The following is a 17,723-nucleotide window of genomic DNA, read 5'->3' on the forward strand; positions in this document are numbered from 1 at the left end:
GGTCCGGGCGAGCCTAAAGGAGCAGGATTTGAAATGAGCGACGTTAAGGTCAAAGTCGGAATTCTCGGTGCCAGCGGATATACCGGGGCGGAACTGGTTCGTATTCTTGCGCACCATGCCGCTTCTGAAATCACCCTGCTGACCGCAGACCGACGCGCCGGGCGTCCGTTCGGGGAGGTTTTCCCGCATCTTGCCCATCTGAAATTGCCGACCATGATCCGGATCGAGGATGCCGACTGGTCGATGGTTGATGTCATTTTCTGTGCGCTGCCGCATGGCACGACGCAGGAAGTGATTGCCGGGTTGCCTGATCATGTCAAAGTTGTCGATCTGTCGGCGGATTTCCGGTTGTTTGATGCCGCGACCTACAAGGAATGGTACGGGGCGGAACATGCCGCACAGGATTTGCAGAAGGATGTGGTTTATGGCCTGACTGAACTGCACCGTGAAAAGATCAAAAAGGCGCGTGTAGTGGCCAATCCGGGATGTTATCCAACCCCGGTGCAGCTTTCGCTGACACCGCTTCTGGAACAGAAGCTGGTGCATGCCGATGACATCATCATTGATGCGAAATCCGGTGTCACCGGTGCGGGCCGTTCGCCCAAGGAAGGCATTCTGTATGCCGAGGTCACCGAAGGCATTCATGCCTATGGCACCGGCGGGCACCGCCATGCGCCAGAAATCGAGCAGGGCCTTGCCTGGGCTGCCGGGCAGGATGTTGTGGTGAACTTTTCCCCGCACCTGATGCCGATGAGCCGGGGCATCCTTGAGAGCATCTATGTCAAAATGACCGATGGCACGACGGCCGAAGACATTCAGGCCGCCCTTGAAAAACGTTATGCCGATGAGCCGTTCGTGCGGGTCCTGCCGTTTGGCGTAACCCCGCAGACACGTCACGTACGTGGATCGAACTATGTTCTGATCGGGGTGGTCAAGGATCGGGTGCCGGGCCGGGTGATCATTGTGGCGGTCGAAGACAACCTTGTTAAAGGGGCATCTGGCCAAGCAGTTCAGAACATGAATGTCATGCTGGGCCTGCCGGAAACCATGGGGCTCGAGATCGAGCCGCTGTTCCCGTAATCCGGTATCGGATCGTCAAAACAGAAAAAAATTGGGGCGCTGTCCAAAAGGATTGCGCCCCTTTTTATTTTTCAAGCGCGCGTTCAAGCACCCTGAAGATACGTTCATCCTGACATTGGGCGACGTTAAAGCGCATCAGGTTTCCAGCTGTTTGCGAGATGCTGAAAACATTTCCGGGGGCAAGAACCACACCATCGGAAAGCGCGTTTCGGGCTAGGGTTGCCGCATCCATGTGATCGGGCAAGCGGCACCATAAAAACAGACCAGCATCGGGATTGATAGCCGGTGTGATGCCAAGGTTGCGAAGCCGGGTTTCTGTGATGGTCATCGTGCGTGCCAGTCTATCGCGCAGGGTTTCCATATATTTGCGATAGGTGCCGTCCTTGAGAACCGCAAAAATCAGTTCGGCGGATAAATTCGGACCGGAAAAACCGGTTGCGATTTTAAGATCGGTCAGACCGTCGATCCAGTCGGCAGAGGCCGCTATATATCCGCATCGAACCGACGCCGAGAGGGTTTTGGAAAAGCTGCCGATATGGATTACGCGCTCTAGCCCGCCCAGTGCGGCCATCCGCGGGGCAGGGGTGTTTTCGAAGTCGGCAAAGATATCATCTTCGATGATGATCAGGTCGTGCTGTTCGGCAATATTCAAAAAACCCGATGCGCAACCATTGGCGAAAGTGACGCACCGGTCGGGTTGTGCAAGCCGGAATTGGTAATGTAAAGGCGCGGTTTCGTTGTTGCGGCGATCCGGGCAAAGGCATCCACATCCGGGCCATTTTCGGTAAAGGGGACGCCAACGATATTGGCGCGATGCGCGCGCAAGAGTGCCTGAAAATTGAAGTAACACGGATCATCAACCAAAACCGTATCGCCCGGTGCGATCAAAAAACGGCACAGCATGTCGATTGCCTGGGTTCCTGACTCTGTCAGAAGCAGATGGTCGGGATGGGCATCAATGCCGTATCCCGCCATGCGACGGGACAGGAAATGACGCAAGGATGCCAGGCCAAGCGGAGTTCCGTAATCGACCAGTGTGGCGTCATCGGCGCGCGAGAGGCTGCGCAAGGCGCGCCTGATTGCGGTTTCGGGCATCCAGTCCGCCGGAAGCCAGCCGCAACCGGGTTTTAGCATATCGGGGCGCGCATCAAGCGACTGTCGTGAGACCCAGAACGGATCAATCGCCCGATCCAGTTTCGGTCCGATCCGGGCGATTGAAAGCGGGGCGGTATGAGGGGCGACATAAAACCCCGATCCGCGTCTGGCCTGAATAACGCCTTCGGCCACCAGTCGATCATAGGCTTCGACAACCGTCGAATTCGACACCTTCATTTGACGGGCAAAGCCACGGATGGATGGCAGACGATCCCCCGCAAGCAGGTTGCGCGTGCCAATCCGGTCACGAATGACATTCATGACGCGGGAGACAAGTGTTCCGTCATCGGGTTGTTTCAATGCCCCGTCAGGTGCCACTGTATTGCTCCTGTAATCAGTACAGTTTGTTCAAATTGTATTTTATTGTGTCTGTTCGGTTCGATGCTGGCAAGCCATAGATAAACCTTCGCACATGACGGAGGTTTTGATGGCAATTGCAGTTCAAAGATCAAGTGGCGGCTGGATTAGCGGGTTGATCGGTATCCTGATTTTCAGTGGATCGCTGCCTGCGACCCGGATTGCTGTCATGGATTTCGATCCGCTGTTTCTTACGGTGGCGCGCGCAACGATTGCCGGACTGCTTGCCGCGACTTTGCTTCTGATATCGCGGCCAAACCGTCCACAGAAATCAGACTGGATGTCGTTACTGGTGGTTGCCGGTGGGGTGGTTGTCGGGTTTCCATTGTTAACGGCCCTTGCGCTTGAACATATCACGTCAGCACGATCAATTGTCTTCATCGGTTTGCTGCCTTTGGCGACAGCGATTTTTGGCGTCTTGCGCGGTGGTGAAAGGCCACAACCCGTATTCTGGCTGTTTTCGATTGTCGGTAGTGGCTTGGTCGCCGGATTTGCCGCCACAGGAAGCAGTGCCGGGGCGTTACGCGGTGATCTTTTTATGCTTGGCGCGGTCATCGTTTGCGGGCTTGGCTATGCCGAGGGTGCAAAACTGTCGCGCCGTCTTGGTGGATGGCAGGTGATCTGCTGGGCGTTGGTGATATCGCTTTTGCCGATGGCGGCATTCTGCGTTGCGACCTTGCCAGATAGCTTTGCCGGAGTTGGCGGTCCGGCATGGTTTGGTCTTGGTTATGTTTCTCTGTTCAGCATGCTGATCGGTTTTTTCTTCTGGTATCGGGGACTGGCGCTTGGCGGCATTGCCGGGGTCGGGCAATTGCAATTGTTGCAACCGTTCTTTGGTCTGCTTTTGGCGGGGATCGTCTTGGCGGAACCTGTTGGCGTGACCATGATGGCGGTCACCGTCGGGGTCGTTGCCTGTGTTGCCGGGGCAAAGCGGTTTTCCAGATAGGGCGGCGGCTTTATTCATTCGCTGTGGATTGGTTTGCCTGCATCCGCTGCATCGTCACTGGCAGGCCAGTAACGTGCATGTACCCTGGCAATAAAACCCTCTTCGCGCAGGTCGGTGATGATTTTCGATATCTGGTCTGTCTGGCTCATTAGCGGGGAATTGCGCGATACCGCAATGTGGATGTCGTTGTGATGGTCCGGGCGAAATGCGGCCTTGCTAATGATATCATCAAGGTTGTTGCGCCGGATTTCAAAATCGACATTGGCATCAGACCCGACAATGGTATCGACGCGATTTGCCTCAAGCATACGCAGAAGCAGCATTTCGCTGCTGGCTTCGAATTTGTTCAGCGATCTATCGCTATCGAATGGTTCGAAATAGCGGGAATCAACGACCGACCCGACTGCAAGCGTTTTAAGATCGGCATATTGCGCGATGTGCGTATTTTTGCCTTGCCGGACATAGAAAACCGGGCTGACGCGGCTATAAGGTGGTTTGATGTAAAACGCGAATTTTTCGCGTTCGGCGGTGTAGGCAAAGCTTGAAAGAATATCGATATCGCCATCTTCAAGCATTTTAAGACATCGCCGCCACGGGCAGGGATGTAGCGACAGAGCCTTGTCCATGCGATGGGCCAGTTCTGTCAGGATCGCCATGTCGATTCCGTGTCGTCCTGTTTCATCGTCGATCACGAATGGTTCCCAGACCGAAAATGCCACGCGCAATTCGCTTGAGCTTGGCCCGGTGGACTGCGCGTACGCATCGCCATTCGTAAGGATTGTGCCGCAAAACGCCGTTGCCACCATCATTATCATGATGCTGGCGCGACGGAAGCCTGCAAAGAGGGAAAAATACTGAATTGCGTGCATCTTCACGATTTGAATGAGAACGGGGTTTCCATATCCACATGTTAGAATTTAAACTGCCAAATCAAGATGCCGCTATTTTCCCGGTAACGGGCAAGTGCAGTGCCAGTGAAAACCGATCCCAGAAGTGAAAGGTCGTTAGACCATGATCCTGTCCTATCGCGGGGTACGCCCGACTATTGACGAGACGGCCTTTATCGCGCCGAATGCGACCATCATTGGCGATGTTGAAATCGGGGCGGAGACCGGGATCTGGTTTGGCTGCGTCATTCGTGGTGACGTGCATGAAATTCGCATCGGATCGCGGACCAATATTCAGGACCTGACCATGGTGCATGTCGCCAAGGGAAAGTTTGGAACCTATATCGGCGACGATGTTACTATTGGCCATTCCGCCGTCATCCATGCCTGCACACTGGAAGACAGAAGTTTCGTCGGCATGAGTGCCACGGTCATGGATGGTTGTGTGATCGAGCAGGGCGCAATGCTGGGGGCGGGGGCGCTTCTGGCACCCGGAAAACGCATTCCGGCGGGGGAGCTTTGGGCCGGTGTCCCGGCACGCAAGGTGCGAGATCTGACGCAGGAAGAAATCGAGTTTTTCAAAGTATCTGCGGATCGTTATGCCGATCTTGCGCAGGAATATCGTGTGACAATTCCCGATGACCTGAAATCTGAGTAACAATCGCGATTGTCAAACGCAAAGGATCTTCTTGCCTGTGGCAGGACGCTACGATAGCAAGTAATTCAGAAAAACCATATAAACAGGCCGCGCGCCACCACGCCCGGCGATCAGGAAACGGAACCGGGAAATGACGCGTTGGCAGGCGAATGCCGTAATCGTCTTTGTTGCCCTTATTTGGGGTACGACTTTTGTCGTCCAGCAAACCAGCATGGACAATATTGGCCCGCAATATTTTACCGGTGTGCGGTTCCTTCTGGGGACGTTTGTGGTGCTGCCGTTTGCGCTGCGTGAATTGCGCAAAATGAAGCGCGAAGGACGGACGCTTTCGAGGGTCAACACGCTTGGCCTTATCGTTACCGGCGTTTCAATGTATCTGGCCAGCATCCTGCAACAGATCGGCATCATCGATACGACCGTGACCAATGCTGCGTTTCTGACGGCGTTTTATGTGCCTCTGGTACCGGTACTGGCTTTCGCTGTTTTCCGGGCAAAGCCGCATTGGTCGGTTTGGCCGGGCGGAATAATGTGCGTTTTGGGTACATATCTTCTGAGTGGCGGGAACCTCTCGGCACTTGGTAAAGGTGACTTCTGGGTGATGGGAAGTGCGCTGTTCTGGGCTGTTCAGGTGGTGATGATCGGTGTAATGGTGACGCGCACCAATACCCCCGCGCTGGTCGCTGCCGTTCAGTTCTTTATTACCGGTCTGCTTGGCATGGCGATGGGCGGCATGTTCGAGACTTTCAGCTTTGCCGATATCCAGAATGCCGGATTTGAAATTCTTTATGCCGGGATCATGTCGGCCGGGATCGCCTTTACCCTGCAGGCGGTGGCGCAGAATTATACCGAAGCAGCAGATGCCGCGATCATCATGAGTGCCGAGGCGGTATTTGCCGCAATTGCCGGGGCGTTTTTCCTGGGCGAGCGGTTGGCACCCGCCGAATATGCCGGATGCGGTGTTATCCTTGCCGCGATCATTGGGGTGCAGTTGTTGCCGATGATGGGGCGTCGGCCCAAAGTTGCCATTTGATCAATATCGGGGGTTTCATCGCCCCGAATTAAAGGACGGTAACCATTGACCTTTATCAAGGCAGAGTGCAATTAAGGTATTGTAAGTGATTATTGGTCGCGATCATGCGGCCACCAGTGAATACCGGATATCGAACATGCCTGTCTTGTCGCGCGTTTCCAGCATGCCCCTTCGCGGGTTTCTTCACCTTGGTTGTGCGTTTGCAACTACGATGCTGATGATTGGTGCCGGTGGTGTCGGGATTACCAGTGCAAAGGCGCAAAATGGCCTTGGTGCGCCGAATTCGTCCGCGGCCTTGCTGGCGGAACTGGCAAGCAATACGTCTTCGTTTGCAGATAAAGCGGCACTGGGCGAAGCACTTTATTTCGATACCAACCTGTCAAAAAACCGGACGCAGGCCTGTGCAAGTTGTCATGAACCGACAACTGGGTTCCGTGATCCGCGTTCCGAAATCGCCCATGGAGCCTATTCGCTTGGCGATGATGGTGCGTCGCTTGGCGACCGCAATGCGCCGATGGCGGCATATGCGAAGTTCGCACCCGATTTCCATTTCAAAGAAGACGGCACGCCGGTTGGCGGGCAGTTCTGGGATGGGCGCGCGAAGGATTTGGCCGAGCAGGCCGGTGGGCCGCCGCTTAACCCGGTTGAAATGGGCATGCCTGACAAGGCAACTGTTGTCGCGCGCCTTCAGGAAGATGAAGATTACGTCGAAAGCTTCAAGTCATTGTTTGGTGACGATGTCTGGAGCGATACGGACCGTGCTTATGCTGCAATGACTGATGCGATTGCCGCGTTCGAACGCACCGATCAGTTCGCACCCTTTGATTCAAAATATGATCGTTTCCTGCGCGGGGAATACAAAATGACGCCGCAGGAAGAATTGGGGCGTGTGCTTTTCTTCTCGCAGCAATTCACCAACTGCAATGTCTGCCATCAACTTAAATCGTCGCCGACGGCAGAGGGCGAGACATTCACAAATTACGAATATCATAACATCGGCGTCCCCAGAAACGTTGCCGTACGGTTGGAAAATGCCAAGGACCCGGACTTTACCGACAATGGATTGCTTGATAATCCGGCAATTGATGATCCGGCCCATAAGGGCAAGTACAAAACGTCGTCGCTGCGTAATGTCGCCGTCACCGGACCGTATATGCATAACGGTGTGTTTTCCGATTTGCGCACGGTGATCAAGTTTTACAACAAATATAACAGTCGCGCGAAATCGGCCCAGTTGAATCCGGAAACCAAACAGCCGTGGGGCGATGCCGAAGTCCCCGAGACCATTTCCCTTAAAGAGCTGGAGCAGGGGGACGCCCTTGATACCAAGCGCATAGATGCGCTGGTCGCGTTCCTTAAAACACTGACCGACGCCCGTTACGAGCCGCTTCTGGCCGAGCAGGAAGAAGTCGCAGCCAAGGCCAAGAAGAAATAGGATTACCGGCCGCGAATGGTTTCCAGCACGGCACTTTGTGCAAGATCGCCAAGTCCGGCTTCGATGGCGCGGTCAAACATTTCGGTGGCTGATCTGCCAACCGGCAGGTCAAGGCCAAGTTCATCGGCAAGCCACATGGCATAACCGGCATCTTTGGCGCGCAACGCGGTTGTGAAATGGATGCCTTCATTGTGATTGCCGCTGATCATGCCCGGGATCGTCATGACTCCGGCCCGGCTGGCAACGGCACCATTGGCAAATGCGTCTGCAACCAGATCGCCATCCAGTCCGGCCTTTTGTGCCACCGCAACCAGTTCGGCGGCAGCGGCAATGTGGACCGCCCCCAAAAGGTTGTTCATCAGCTTGTAGATTGTCCCCGATCCAATAGGCCCGAAATGCACGATACGGTTGGCAACGGCTTCCATGATCGGGCGTGCCTGTTTCAGGACGGCGTCATCCGCACCGATTAAAAACATGGTTTCGCCCGCGGCAACCTGTGCCGGCACCGCGGTGACCGGTGCATCGACATAAAGGCAGCCTGCCGTCATGATCTTGCCGGACAGTTCCAGAACGAACCCGTGCGAAAGGGTGGAACACTCGATGGCAAGCGCCCCCGGCGTCATTGCACCAAGTGCCCCATTTTCGCCCAGCCAGACGGTTTCAGATGCAATATCGTCGGCCATGAAGGAAAGGACTGCGTCAACATCACTTGCCGCCTCGGCTGGTGTCGCGCAGGCAATGGCCCCCTTGGCAACCAACGGTTCGATTTTGGCAGCACTACGGTTCCAGACCTTGACCGGATAGCCTTGTTCAAGCAGGCGCGAAATCATTGCAGACGCCATGCGGCCTGCGCCTAGGAAACCGATTTTCTGGGGCATGATATTTTCCTTCGGACCAAAGAAACGGCCCGCCACCTCGGGCGGGCCGGAAATTCCAGTTATCAAGAGATGATCAGGAAAGCTGCACTTTGACATATTCACCCGGTGCCGGGCCAAGCACTTTAAGCTTGCCATCGCCCGGTTTGCGGGCGTCGACTTGCCCTCCGGAACGGCGGCTGATCCAGTTTTGCCAATCGGTCCACCATGATCCTTCATGCTGGACCGCCTTGGCGAGCCAGTCATCGGGATTGGGGGGATTGCGATTATAAGTCCAATGGCAATATTTGTTGGCTGCGGGCGGGTTCACCACACCGGCAATATGACCCGATGCCGATAGCACGAATTTCACCTGGCCTGACATCAATTGGGTTCCGGCATATGTTGCCTGCCACGGTGCAATATGGTCCTCGCGGGTGGAGAGGAAATAGACCGGGATTTTGATGTCGCGAAGGTCGATCTTTTCGCCCAGAATCGTAATGCCACCCGGTTCACGCAGCAGGTTCTTGTTATACATGTTGCGCAGATAGAAGCTATGCATTGCCTTGGGCATCCGGGTCGAATCGGAATTCCAGTACAAAAGATCGAACGGGAAGGGATCCTTGCCTAGCATGTAGTTGTTGACCACAAATGACCAGATCAGGTCATTGGCACGCAGCATGTTGAACGACATCGCCATGTCGCGGCCGTCAAGATAGCCGTCCTTCGACATGCGGTTTTCAAGGCTTTCGATCTGTTCGTCATCGACAAAAACCGAGAGTTCGCCGGGTTTTTCAAAGTCGGTCAGGGTGGTAAAGAACGTCGCCGATTTGATGCGTTCATCGCCAATCTTGGCCATATAGGCCAGCATGGCCGCCAGAAGCGTTCCGCCAAGGCAGTAGCCGATAGCGTTGACTTCCTTTTCGCCGGTTGCCTTTTCGATCATGTCGAGTGCCGCAAGCACGCCGTCACGCCCGTAATCTTCAAAGCTTTCTTCGGCAAGTTTGCTGTCCGGGTTGACCCACGACAGGACAAAAACCGTGTGGCCCTGATCAACAGCCCATTTGATGAATGAATTTTCCGGGCGCAGATCAAGGATGTAATATTTGTTGATCCATGGCGGCACGATCATAAGCGGCCGTTTCGCGACCTTTTCGGTTGCCGGTTTGTATTGCAGCAGTTCCATCAGCTGCGTCCGACCGATCACCGATCCTTCGGTGGTTGCGACATTCTCGCCGATCTTGAAAGCGTCCAGATCTGTCATTTTGATCTGAAGCTTGCCCTTGCCGCGTTCCAGATCGTCCAGAAGGTTGCTGAGCCCCTTAAGAAGGTTTTCACCGCCACTTTCGATGGTGGCGCGCAGGACTTCCGGGTTGGTCATCATGAAATTGGTCGGCGAAATCGCGTCCGCAAACTGCCGGGTATAAAATTCGACCTTTTGGGCGGTTTTTTCATCCAGCCCGTCAACATCATGGACAACATTCTGCATCCATTGCGAGGACAGCAGATAGGATTGTTTGATGAAATCAAAAAGTTCGTTGTTTTCCCACGCTTCGTCGCGGAATCGACGATCCCCCTTTTGCGGGAAGGCGACAGGTTCCGATTCCTGCCCCAGCATACGCATCGTTGTATTGTGCCAGAGCATATAATATTGCTGCCACAGGTCCATTTGTGCTTCGACCAGTTTGGTCGGATTTTGCATCATATGGGTGGTCAGTTCGACAAATGCCGATCCGATATTAAGCGGGTCCGGGTCGGAAATTTCCGGGTCTTCTGCCTGTTTTGCAAGGAAGTCTGACACAAGTCTTTGACTTCTCTCCGCTATTTCTGCCATCGCTGATGACAGCTCTTCGGGATCAGGAAGATGAATTTCGGTTTCTTTGGCCTGTTGATCGTTCATGGCGCATTCCCTTATGATACGGCCGCCGGTGCATCGGAACATAAAACGGGAAATCCGATCTTTGCGATATCGCAATCATTTTCCCGTTTTATGATCCAATGCTCTCAAACTGCGTGCTGGGTTGAAACTCTGCTTGATCCCAAGCTTATCATGGCCTTAGCCTAGCTCGCTGATGAGGGGTAATACAAGAATTATAAGGTGACGGATTTGTCGCAATCTTCAACGGCAACGTCACACATAACATAGTTTGGAGCAGCGAAATCAAATGGGCGTTCTGAAATCGACGACATGGCGGTGGTCGGGGCACGGGTCCGCGAAAGGTAAATTGCGGCCCTTGCTGCATGCGGGATCGGCGCTTGCTGTTGTGCTGATGCTGGGCGCCTGTTCTTCGGTCCCTGATGCAATCAATCCGGTCGAATGGGGAAAATCGATTGGTGATGCTTTTGACGGCGACGAGGAAACTGCTGCCAAGTCGGATCAGCCGATTCCGGGTGAAGACGAAGATTATCCGCGTCTGGCCGATACGCCGGCCAAGCCGGTTGTGACCGGTGATGCCGAACGTGATGCGCTTGTCGCAGGTTTGGCAGCAGACCGCGCCAATGCGCAATATTCCCAGTCGGGCCGTCGTCAAAGCACGCCGCCGGTCAACGCGCTTCAGCCGCAGCCGCAGCAAAGTGCCGAAAGTGTTGATATGCCGACGATTGCGCCGGCTCCAACCACATCTGTTAGCAGTAGCGCCATGGCGGAGCCGCAAAAATCAGCTGAAACCAAGGCAACTGCAACTGCTAGTGCCACAACGGGCAGTGCTGTGACTTCGGCGCAGTCCGGTTCTAGGATTGCCGATGAATGGAGTGCCAAGGCACCGGCTTCCGGACCCGTTCCAACACCGCAACCTGCGCCCGAGAAGCCCGATATTCTGAAATCTGAACAGGAAAGAGCCGAGTCTTCACAAGTCGTGCCCGGATCGTCAGGATCATCAACCGGTGACCCGGTGATGGACCAGTACAATCGGCGTCTTGCAGAAGGTCAGGGCGTGTTTGCCAATGAACCGCCGGCACAATCATTTGACTATTCTGCCTATTCCGATAACGGGGCGGTAATTGTCGATGAAAGCCAGCTTGGTAGCGGTGGCAATGCCTATCTGTCCGATTCTGCCATGCCCTATGCCGAAACCGCGAACGAGGTTCTGGCATCGCGTCTTGGTGTGCGTTCCGTTGATACGCTGGGACCAAGTGTGAATGGTGTGCAGGTCGCACAAATCCAGTTTGGCCATGGTTCGTCGAATCTGTCGGGCACGGATAACAATGTCCTGAGCCAGGTTGCCCAAGCGTGGCGTCAGACCGGCGGCATCCTTCGTATTATTGGCCATGCGTCGATGCGTACCGCGAATATGAGCCTTGAAGAACATCTGGCGATCAACCGTCAGGTTTCGGAACAGCGCGCTTCGTCGGTGGTGTCGCAGCTTGTGTCTCTCGGTGTTAACCCTGACGCGATCTTTGTCGGGGCCGACGGATCGGCTGACCCGCGCTATTATGAAGGCGTTCCTGCCGGTGAAGCCGGAAACCGCCGTGTTGAAATCTTTATGGATTATTGATCCTAAAAAAGGTACATCCTTCGAATTGTACGGCGCGCCACCCGCATTTTGTCGTGTGGCGCGCAATTTTTTTCAATTCGACGACCCGGTTTTCGCAGGAAATTCGAAAATCGGCGAAATGACGAGGATGTAGGATAATGTCCCAGGAATTCCATCGCATAAAACGCCTCCCGCCATACGTATTTGCTGAAGTAAATGCGATGAAAGCGGCGGCGCGGCGAGCGGGAGAGGACATTATCGACTTCGGCATGGGCAACCCGGACCCGGCCACGCCGCAACATATTGTCGACAAGCTGGTTGAAACGATCAAGAATCCGCGCACGCATGGTTATTCCATGTCGCGCGGTATCCCCGGTCTGCGCAAGGCGCTGGCGGCTTATTACGGGCGCCGGTTCGGGGTGGATATTGATCCTGAAACCGAAACCGTTGTGACGCTGGGCTCCAAGGAAGGGCTTGCGAACCTCGCCGCAGCCATCACCAGCCCGGGCGACATCATTCTGGTGCCCAATCCGTCCTATCCGATCCATGCGTTCGGTTTCATCATTGCCGGTGCGGCGTTGCGCCACATTCCGATTGGTCATGACGAACAGGGCGAATTCAACGCCGAAAGCTTTATGGAGCAACTGCATCGGGCGGTGAAACATTCGGTCCCGAAACCGAGTGCAGTGGTCCTGAACTTCCCGGCCAATCCGACATCGCTGGTGGTTGACCTTGATTTCTATAAGGAAGTTGTCGATTTCTGCCGGGCGCAGGAAATCTATATCCTGTCGGATATCGCCTATTCGGAAATCTATTTTGATGGCAATCCGCCGCCCTCAATCCTTCAGGTCGAAGGGGCGAAAGACATTGCCGTTGAATTCTATTCCCTGTCGAAAACCTATTCGATGGCGGGATGGCGCATCGGTTTTGCCACCGGCAACAAAAAGCTGATCAATGCACTGACGCGGATCAAGTCATATCTTGATTACGGTGCATTTACCCCGATTCAGGTGGCGGCAACGGCAGCATTGAACGGCCCGCAGGATTGTGTCGAAGAATTCCGTAACCTGTATCGTGACCGTCGCGATATCTTTATCGAAGGTATGCAAAGTGCCGGATGGCATATTCCGGTCCCGGCGGCGACCATGTTTGCCTGGGCCCCGATTCCCAAGGCGTTTGAAGAACTCGGATCGCTTGATTTTTCCAAGCTTCTTTTGCAGGAAGCGGGCGTTGCGGTGGCACCGGGACTTGGCTTTGGCGAATATGGTGATCGTCATGTGCGTATCGCGCTTGTTGAAAACAAACATCGCATCCGGCAGGCCAATCGTAATATCAAGGCATTCTTCCAGAAATATCCCGATGCAGAATCTGCACGTGAACTGTTGAAGAAATCCGTCTGATATTCGATAAAGCATTCTATGTTTCGCCCGGGACATGTCCCGGGCGAAGTTTTGTGTGCGTATCAGATGTTGTAAAAGACTCCGTCGCGCATGCGCAAATCCAACCACGGCATGAGGAGTTATCGTGCAAAACGTCGTAAAAATCGGTGTGGCAGGCCTTGGTACGGTCGGTGCCGGAACCGTTAAACTGCTGAGCGAACACAGGGATAATCTGATGGACCGTTCCGGTTCCCCGATGATTGTCACAGCAGTATCGGCGCGCGATCGAACTCGGGACCGTGGATTTTCGACCGAAGGCATTACCTGGTACGAAGATGCCCGTGACCTTGCAACTGACAAGAATGTCGATGTGGTTGTTGAAACCATTGGCGGTTCGGACGGCATTGCCTATGACGTCTGCAAGGCCGCCCTTGAAAACGGCAAGCATGTCGTGACGGCCAACAAGGCGCTGATTGCATTACATGGGGTGGAACTGGCACGCATTGCCGATGCAAATAACGTGACCATCGCCTATGAGGCCGCGGTTGCTGGCGGTATTCCGGTGATCAAGGCGCTGCGCGAAGGATTGGCGGGGAATGTCATTTCTCGCGTGACAGGGATTCTGAACGGGACGTGCAACTATATCCTGACCACCATGCGCGAACAGGGGCGTGACTTTGCCGATGTTCTGGCCGAGGCGCAAAAACTTGGCTATGCCGAAGCCGACCCGACCTTTGACGTTGATGGTATTGATGCCGCGCACAAGCTTGCGATCCTGACCAGCCTTGCCTTTGGGGTCGAAGTCGACTTTGACGCGATTGCGGTTGAAGGCATTCGCAGCGTTTCTGCCCTTGATATCCAACTGGCTGAAGAACTTGGTTATCGCATCAAGTTGCTGGCGATTGCCAAACAGACGTCTGAGGGCATCGAGCAGCGTGTTTCACCGGTTCTTGTTGACCGCAGCACCCAGATTTCAAAAGTTGAAGGTGTGTTTAACGCAGTCGTGCTTGAAGGCGATTATGTCGGGCCGGTCGTCCTGCAGGGGCGTGGGGCGGGCGAACGTCCGACCGCATCGGCTGTGGTTGCCGACCTTGTTGATATTGCGGCCGGGCGCAATGCGCCGGTCTTTGGTGTTCCGGCGGATCGTTTGAAAAAGAATGTGCGGGCCTCGCTCGAAAAGCATGTCGGGCCTTATTACCTGCGTCTGATGGTATGGGATCGCCCGGGTGTCATGGCCGAGGTCACCGCGACCCTTGCCAAGCATGGTGTGTCGATGGCGTCCATGATCCAGCATGGCCGGGCCGAGACTGAGGGTGGGGTTGTTCCGGTGGTGTTCGTGACCCACGAAACCAGCGAAGCGGCGATGTCCGGGGCGCTTTCCGACATTTCGGCGTTCGAAAGCAATTCGCAGCCGCCGGTCCTGATGCGGATCGAAGGATTTACTTCGTAACAAAACAAAAAAAAGACATATGCGCCTCGCAGGTATAATACCGCGAGGCGTAATTATAAGTCCCGAGCCAAACGGGACACGCCGGGAAACAGAAAGACGGGGCCCCCAGACCCCGCGTTAATGACGAGGATGAAGTTATGGATCGAAATCTCGCGCTTGAAACCGTTCGTGTTACCGAAGCCGCAGCACTTGCCTGTTCCGGGCTTATGGGGCGCGGTGATGAAAAGGCCGCTGACCAGGCCGCCGTGGACGCAATGCGCAATGCCCTCAACAGCATGGATATTCGCGGTACCGTCGTGATCGGCGAAGGTGAACGCGACGAAGCGCCGATGCTGTTTATTGGCGAAGAAGTCGGTTCGGGCGAAGGCCCGGAAATCGATATCGCACTTGATCCGCTTGAAGGCACGACCATCTGCGCGACTGGTGGCCCGAACTCGTTGGCCGTTGTCGCCATGGCGGAAAAGGGCGGGTTCCTGAACGCACCGGACACCTATATGGACAAAATCGCCGTTGGTGGTGGTCTGCCAGATGATGTTGTCGACCTTGATGCCAGCCCGGCCGAAAACCTGAAAAGCCTTGCCTCGGCAAAGGGTTGCGATGTTTCCGATCTGGTGGTTTGCATCCTTGATCGCCCGCGCCATCAGGAAATCATCGCCAAAACCCGTGAAGCCGGTGCGCGTATCATGCTGATCGGTGATGGTGACGTTGCCGGTGTTATCGCGACCTCGCAGAAAACGTCGGGTATTGATCTGTATATGGGAACCGGTGGTGCGCCCGAAGGTGTTCTTGCGGCGGCCGCCCTTCGTTGCATCGGTGGGCAGTTCCAGGGACGTTTGGTCTTCCGCAATGATGACGAAATCGCGCGCGCCAAAAAATGGGGCATCGAAGACCTGACCCGTAAATACAAACTGACGGAACTTGCCAAGGGCAATGTCATGTTTGCGGCAACCGGTGTGACCGATGGCGCAATGCTGCGCGGTGTGCGCCGTTTCGCCAATGGTGCGGAAACCGAAAGCATCGTGATGCGGTCGCAGTCGGGCACGGTGCGCTATGTGCGCGCGGTTCACGATTTCAGCCGGAAAATCTGGTACAAGTAATTCGCCAAAGCGGATCGCGAAAACAAGGGAGTGCCTTTGCGCTCCCTTTTTTCGTTTATCGCTTGCGGGGATAGGCTGTCCGGGTTACATCCTCCGCCCCTTGAAAATGAAACGCCTTTGCCGGAGCCGCCATATGTCCGAAATTATCGCCCTTGATTTTGGTACGACCAATTCGGTGCTTGCCGTGGCCGACAGCAACGGCAATGTGCAATCGGCAACGTTTGAGGTCGGGCAGAACAGTTTCGATACCTATCGAACCATCCTGTATTTCTGGGAAGAACAGAAGCTGACCACACCCGGTGCGCCGATCAGTTTGCAAAGCTGTTCCGGGCCGTTTGCCATGGCCGAATATCTGAAGGAAAGTCAGGATTGCCGACTGATTCAGTCGATCAAATCCTATCTGGCGTCCAAGGATTTCGAGGGCACCGAGATTTTCGGCAATGTCTATACGATCGAAGATCTGATCGCGACGTTCCTGACCCAGATACATCATCACGCGCAATACAGCCTTGGCGGCCTTGGCTATCGGGTGATTTCCGGGCGTCCGGTCGCGTTTGCCGGAACAAATCCCGATAACGATTATGCCGAAATGCGCCTACGTGCGGCCTATGAGCAGGCCGGGTTCGAGGTCGAGGCCATGGTGTTCGAGCCCTTGGCGGCAAGCTATTATTACGGTCGGCAGCTTGATAAACCCGAAACCGTTCTGGTCGCCGACTTTGGCGGGGGTACCAGTGACTTTTCGGTGATCCGCTTTACACCGGGCATGGGGATTCGCGGGGTTCAGGCGCTTTCGCATACCGGTCTTGGCATTGCGGGCGACAGCTTTGATTACCGCATCATCCAGAAAGCCATCTGGCCGCGTCTTGGTTTTGGCAGCGAATATCGCACGATGGGGGCGGCATTGCCGGTGCCGCGCCAGTATTACACCGCGTTTTCGCGCTGGCATTACCTGTCGATGATGCGCCAGCCCAAGGTGATCAACGAAATCAGAAGCCTGATCCGGACCGCCGAACAACCCGACGATATCGAAGATCTGGTAACAATCATCGAAGAAGAACTGGGCTTCCACCTGTATCAGGCGGTGTCAAAAGCCAAGGCGGAGCTTTCAAGCGAGCAAAGCACGATCCTGCAATTCAATCATGCCGGGGTCGAGATCGAGGAACGCCTGACACGTGCCGATTTCGAAGCTGCGATTGCGCCTGATATCGCCGATATCGAAAAGGCCGCCAAGCTGTGTCTTGAGCAGGCGGGTATTCAGGCCCACGAAGTATCACGCGTTTTCATGACGGGTGGGACGTCCTATGTCCCGGCGGTGCGCAAAATCTTTGAAGACGGCTTTGGCCAGGAACGGGTCGAAATTGGTCAACCATTCCTGTCGGTTGCGCATGGTCTTGCGCTAATTGCAGCGGATGAGGGGATCGTTTAGCAACTAAAACTGCCCTGACACTGGGTTTCAAGCAGGATCACGGCCACCGTTATCAGGACAAACCCGATCACGCCAAGGCCGTAAAGCCACAGCGATTTCGGGTGGTTCTTTAAAATCCACGGCAGGATGCCGCCCATCAGGCACAGCACCGGAAACGCCAGAACGGCAAAAAACAGAAACCAGGTCAGGTTGTTTTCGTCCGAGCCCGGTGCATCGAATATCATCGGTGAAAACATCACCAGTGGGGCGGCCATCAAGGCACCCAGAATGGAAAGGACGGTAAGGCCGATCCGAAGGCCTTTTCTATGGTTCATTGCGCGTATCCGCTTTTTGTTTATCCCGGCAGTCTGCACAGCTTTGACGTGTGTGCAAGAAGTTGCAGGCAGGCGCATGTTTTTCACGATGCGAAATCGTCACTTCTTTTTGTGAAAGATCGATCACACTTATCTTCAGGTTATCAAGGGGCGGGCATTCGTTGCTGTATAAGGCCCGATGA

General features: G+C 54.8%; 16 protein-coding genes. 10 read left to right on the forward strand and 6 right to left on the reverse strand.

Going from position 1 to position 17,723, the window contains the following annotated elements:
* The first annotated feature begins 33 nt into the window (after window positions 1-33).
* Entirely contained in the window at window positions 34-1,080 is a 1,047-nt protein-coding gene (argC, locus tag TH3_RS08040) for an N-acetyl-gamma-glutamyl-phosphate reductase (RefSeq protein ID WP_007091629.1), read from the forward strand.
* A gap of 64 nt (window positions 1,081-1,144) precedes the next feature.
* On the opposite strand, the gene TH3_RS23515 is transcribed toward argC, so the two are convergent.
* Together TH3_RS23515 and TH3_RS23520 are read right to left on the reverse strand one after the other, a co-directional pair.
* Window positions 1,145-1,732 carry an aminotransferase class I/II-fold pyridoxal phosphate-dependent enzyme gene (locus TH3_RS23515; RefSeq protein WP_338057532.1) on the reverse strand — a complete coding sequence of 196 codons (588 nt, stop codon included), beginning with the start codon at window positions 1,730-1,732 and terminating at the stop codon, window positions 1,145-1,147.
* Window positions 1,729-2,553 carry an aminotransferase-like domain-containing protein gene (locus tag TH3_RS23520; protein ID WP_338057533.1) on the reverse strand — a complete coding sequence of 275 codons (825 nt, stop codon included), beginning with the start codon at window positions 2,551-2,553 and terminating at the stop codon, window positions 1,729-1,731. The genes TH3_RS23515 and TH3_RS23520 overlap by 4 nt, the downstream gene beginning before the upstream one ends.
* A 109-nt stretch (window positions 2,554-2,662) precedes the next feature.
* Between TH3_RS23520 and TH3_RS08050 the strand changes: the two genes are divergently transcribed.
* On the forward strand, window positions 2,663-3,538 hold the full coding sequence (locus TH3_RS08050) for a DMT family transporter (protein WP_007091627.1): 876 nt from the start codon (window positions 2,663-2,665) through the stop codon (window positions 3,536-3,538).
* A 14-nt stretch (window positions 3,539-3,552) separates the two neighbouring features.
* On the opposite strand, the gene TH3_RS08055 is transcribed toward TH3_RS08050, so the two are convergent.
* Entirely contained in the window at window positions 3,553-4,347 is a 795-nt protein-coding gene (locus tag TH3_RS08055; protein WP_167710559.1) for a substrate-binding periplasmic protein, read from the reverse strand.
* Between the two features lie 202 nt (window positions 4,348-4,549).
* Between TH3_RS08055 and TH3_RS08060 the strand changes: the two genes are divergently transcribed.
* The 3 genes from TH3_RS08060 to TH3_RS08070 all read left to right on the forward strand — a co-directional run bounded on the left by TH3_RS08060 (window position 4,550) and on the right by TH3_RS08070 (window position 7,548).
* The gene (locus TH3_RS08060) at window positions 4,550-5,083 is read left to right on the forward strand and encodes a gamma carbonic anhydrase family protein (RefSeq protein WP_007091625.1); all 534 of its coding nucleotides are present in this window, start codon (window positions 4,550-4,552) and stop codon (window positions 5,081-5,083) included.
* Between the two features lie 130 nt (window positions 5,084-5,213).
* A complete protein-coding gene (locus tag TH3_RS08065) occupies window positions 5,214-6,113 on the forward strand; it encodes a DMT family transporter (protein ID WP_007091624.1) in 900 nt (299 codons plus the stop codon).
* A gap of 136 nt (window positions 6,114-6,249) precedes the next feature.
* Window positions 6,250-7,548, forward strand: coding sequence for a cytochrome-c peroxidase (locus tag TH3_RS08070; RefSeq protein WP_233421854.1), 1,299 nt, complete (start codon window positions 6,250-6,252; stop codon window positions 7,546-7,548).
* A gap of 2 nt (window positions 7,549-7,550) precedes the next feature.
* On the opposite strand, the gene TH3_RS08075 is transcribed toward TH3_RS08070, so the two are convergent.
* Together TH3_RS08075 and TH3_RS08080 are read right to left on the reverse strand one after the other, a co-directional pair.
* Window positions 7,551-8,426, reverse strand: a complete 876-nt coding sequence (locus TH3_RS08075) for an NAD(P)-dependent oxidoreductase (RefSeq protein WP_040060734.1) — start codon at window positions 8,424-8,426, stop codon at window positions 7,551-7,553.
* Between the two features lie 73 nt (window positions 8,427-8,499).
* Window positions 8,500-10,302: a PHA/PHB synthase family protein gene (locus tag TH3_RS08080; protein ID WP_040059748.1), complete on the reverse strand. Its 1,803-nt coding sequence runs from the start codon at window positions 10,300-10,302 to the stop codon at window positions 8,500-8,502.
* A gap of 265 nt (window positions 10,303-10,567) precedes the next feature.
* Between TH3_RS08080 and TH3_RS08085 the strand changes: the two genes are divergently transcribed.
* The 5 genes from TH3_RS08085 (at window position 10,568) to TH3_RS08105 (ending at window position 17,227) form a co-directional block, all read left to right on the forward strand.
* A complete protein-coding gene (locus TH3_RS08085; protein ID WP_007091619.1) occupies window positions 10,568-11,896 on the forward strand; it encodes an OmpA family protein in 1,329 nt (442 codons plus the stop codon).
* A gap of 137 nt (window positions 11,897-12,033) precedes the next feature.
* On the forward strand, window positions 12,034-13,275 hold the full coding sequence (locus TH3_RS08090; RefSeq protein WP_007091618.1) for an LL-diaminopimelate aminotransferase: 1,242 nt from the start codon (window positions 12,034-12,036) through the stop codon (window positions 13,273-13,275).
* Between the two features lie 124 nt (window positions 13,276-13,399).
* Window positions 13,400-14,704, forward strand: a complete 1,305-nt coding sequence (locus TH3_RS08095; protein ID WP_007091617.1) for a homoserine dehydrogenase — start codon at window positions 13,400-13,402, stop codon at window positions 14,702-14,704.
* 137 nt (window positions 14,705-14,841) lie between these two features.
* Window positions 14,842-15,801 (forward strand): class II fructose-bisphosphatase, encoded by a 960-nt coding sequence (gene glpX, locus TH3_RS08100; protein WP_007091616.1) that lies wholly within the window; start codon window positions 14,842-14,844, stop codon window positions 15,799-15,801.
* A gap of 133 nt (window positions 15,802-15,934) precedes the next feature.
* The gene (locus TH3_RS08105) at window positions 15,935-17,227 is read left to right on the forward strand and encodes an Hsp70 family protein (protein WP_007091615.1); all 1,293 of its coding nucleotides are present in this window, start codon (window positions 15,935-15,937) and stop codon (window positions 17,225-17,227) included.
* Here TH3_RS08105 and TH3_RS08110 read toward each other — a convergent pair.
* Entirely contained in the window at window positions 17,224-17,541 is a 318-nt protein-coding gene (locus TH3_RS08110; RefSeq protein WP_007091614.1) for a hypothetical protein, read from the reverse strand. The genes TH3_RS08105 and TH3_RS08110 overlap by 4 nt on opposite strands.
* Between the last annotated feature and the right edge of the window lie 182 nt (window positions 17,542-17,723).

This window comes from Thalassospira xiamenensis M-5 = DSM 17429, from assembly GCF_000300235.2.
GTDB classification, from domain to species: domain Bacteria; phylum Pseudomonadota; class Alphaproteobacteria; order Rhodospirillales; family Thalassospiraceae; genus Thalassospira; species Thalassospira xiamenensis.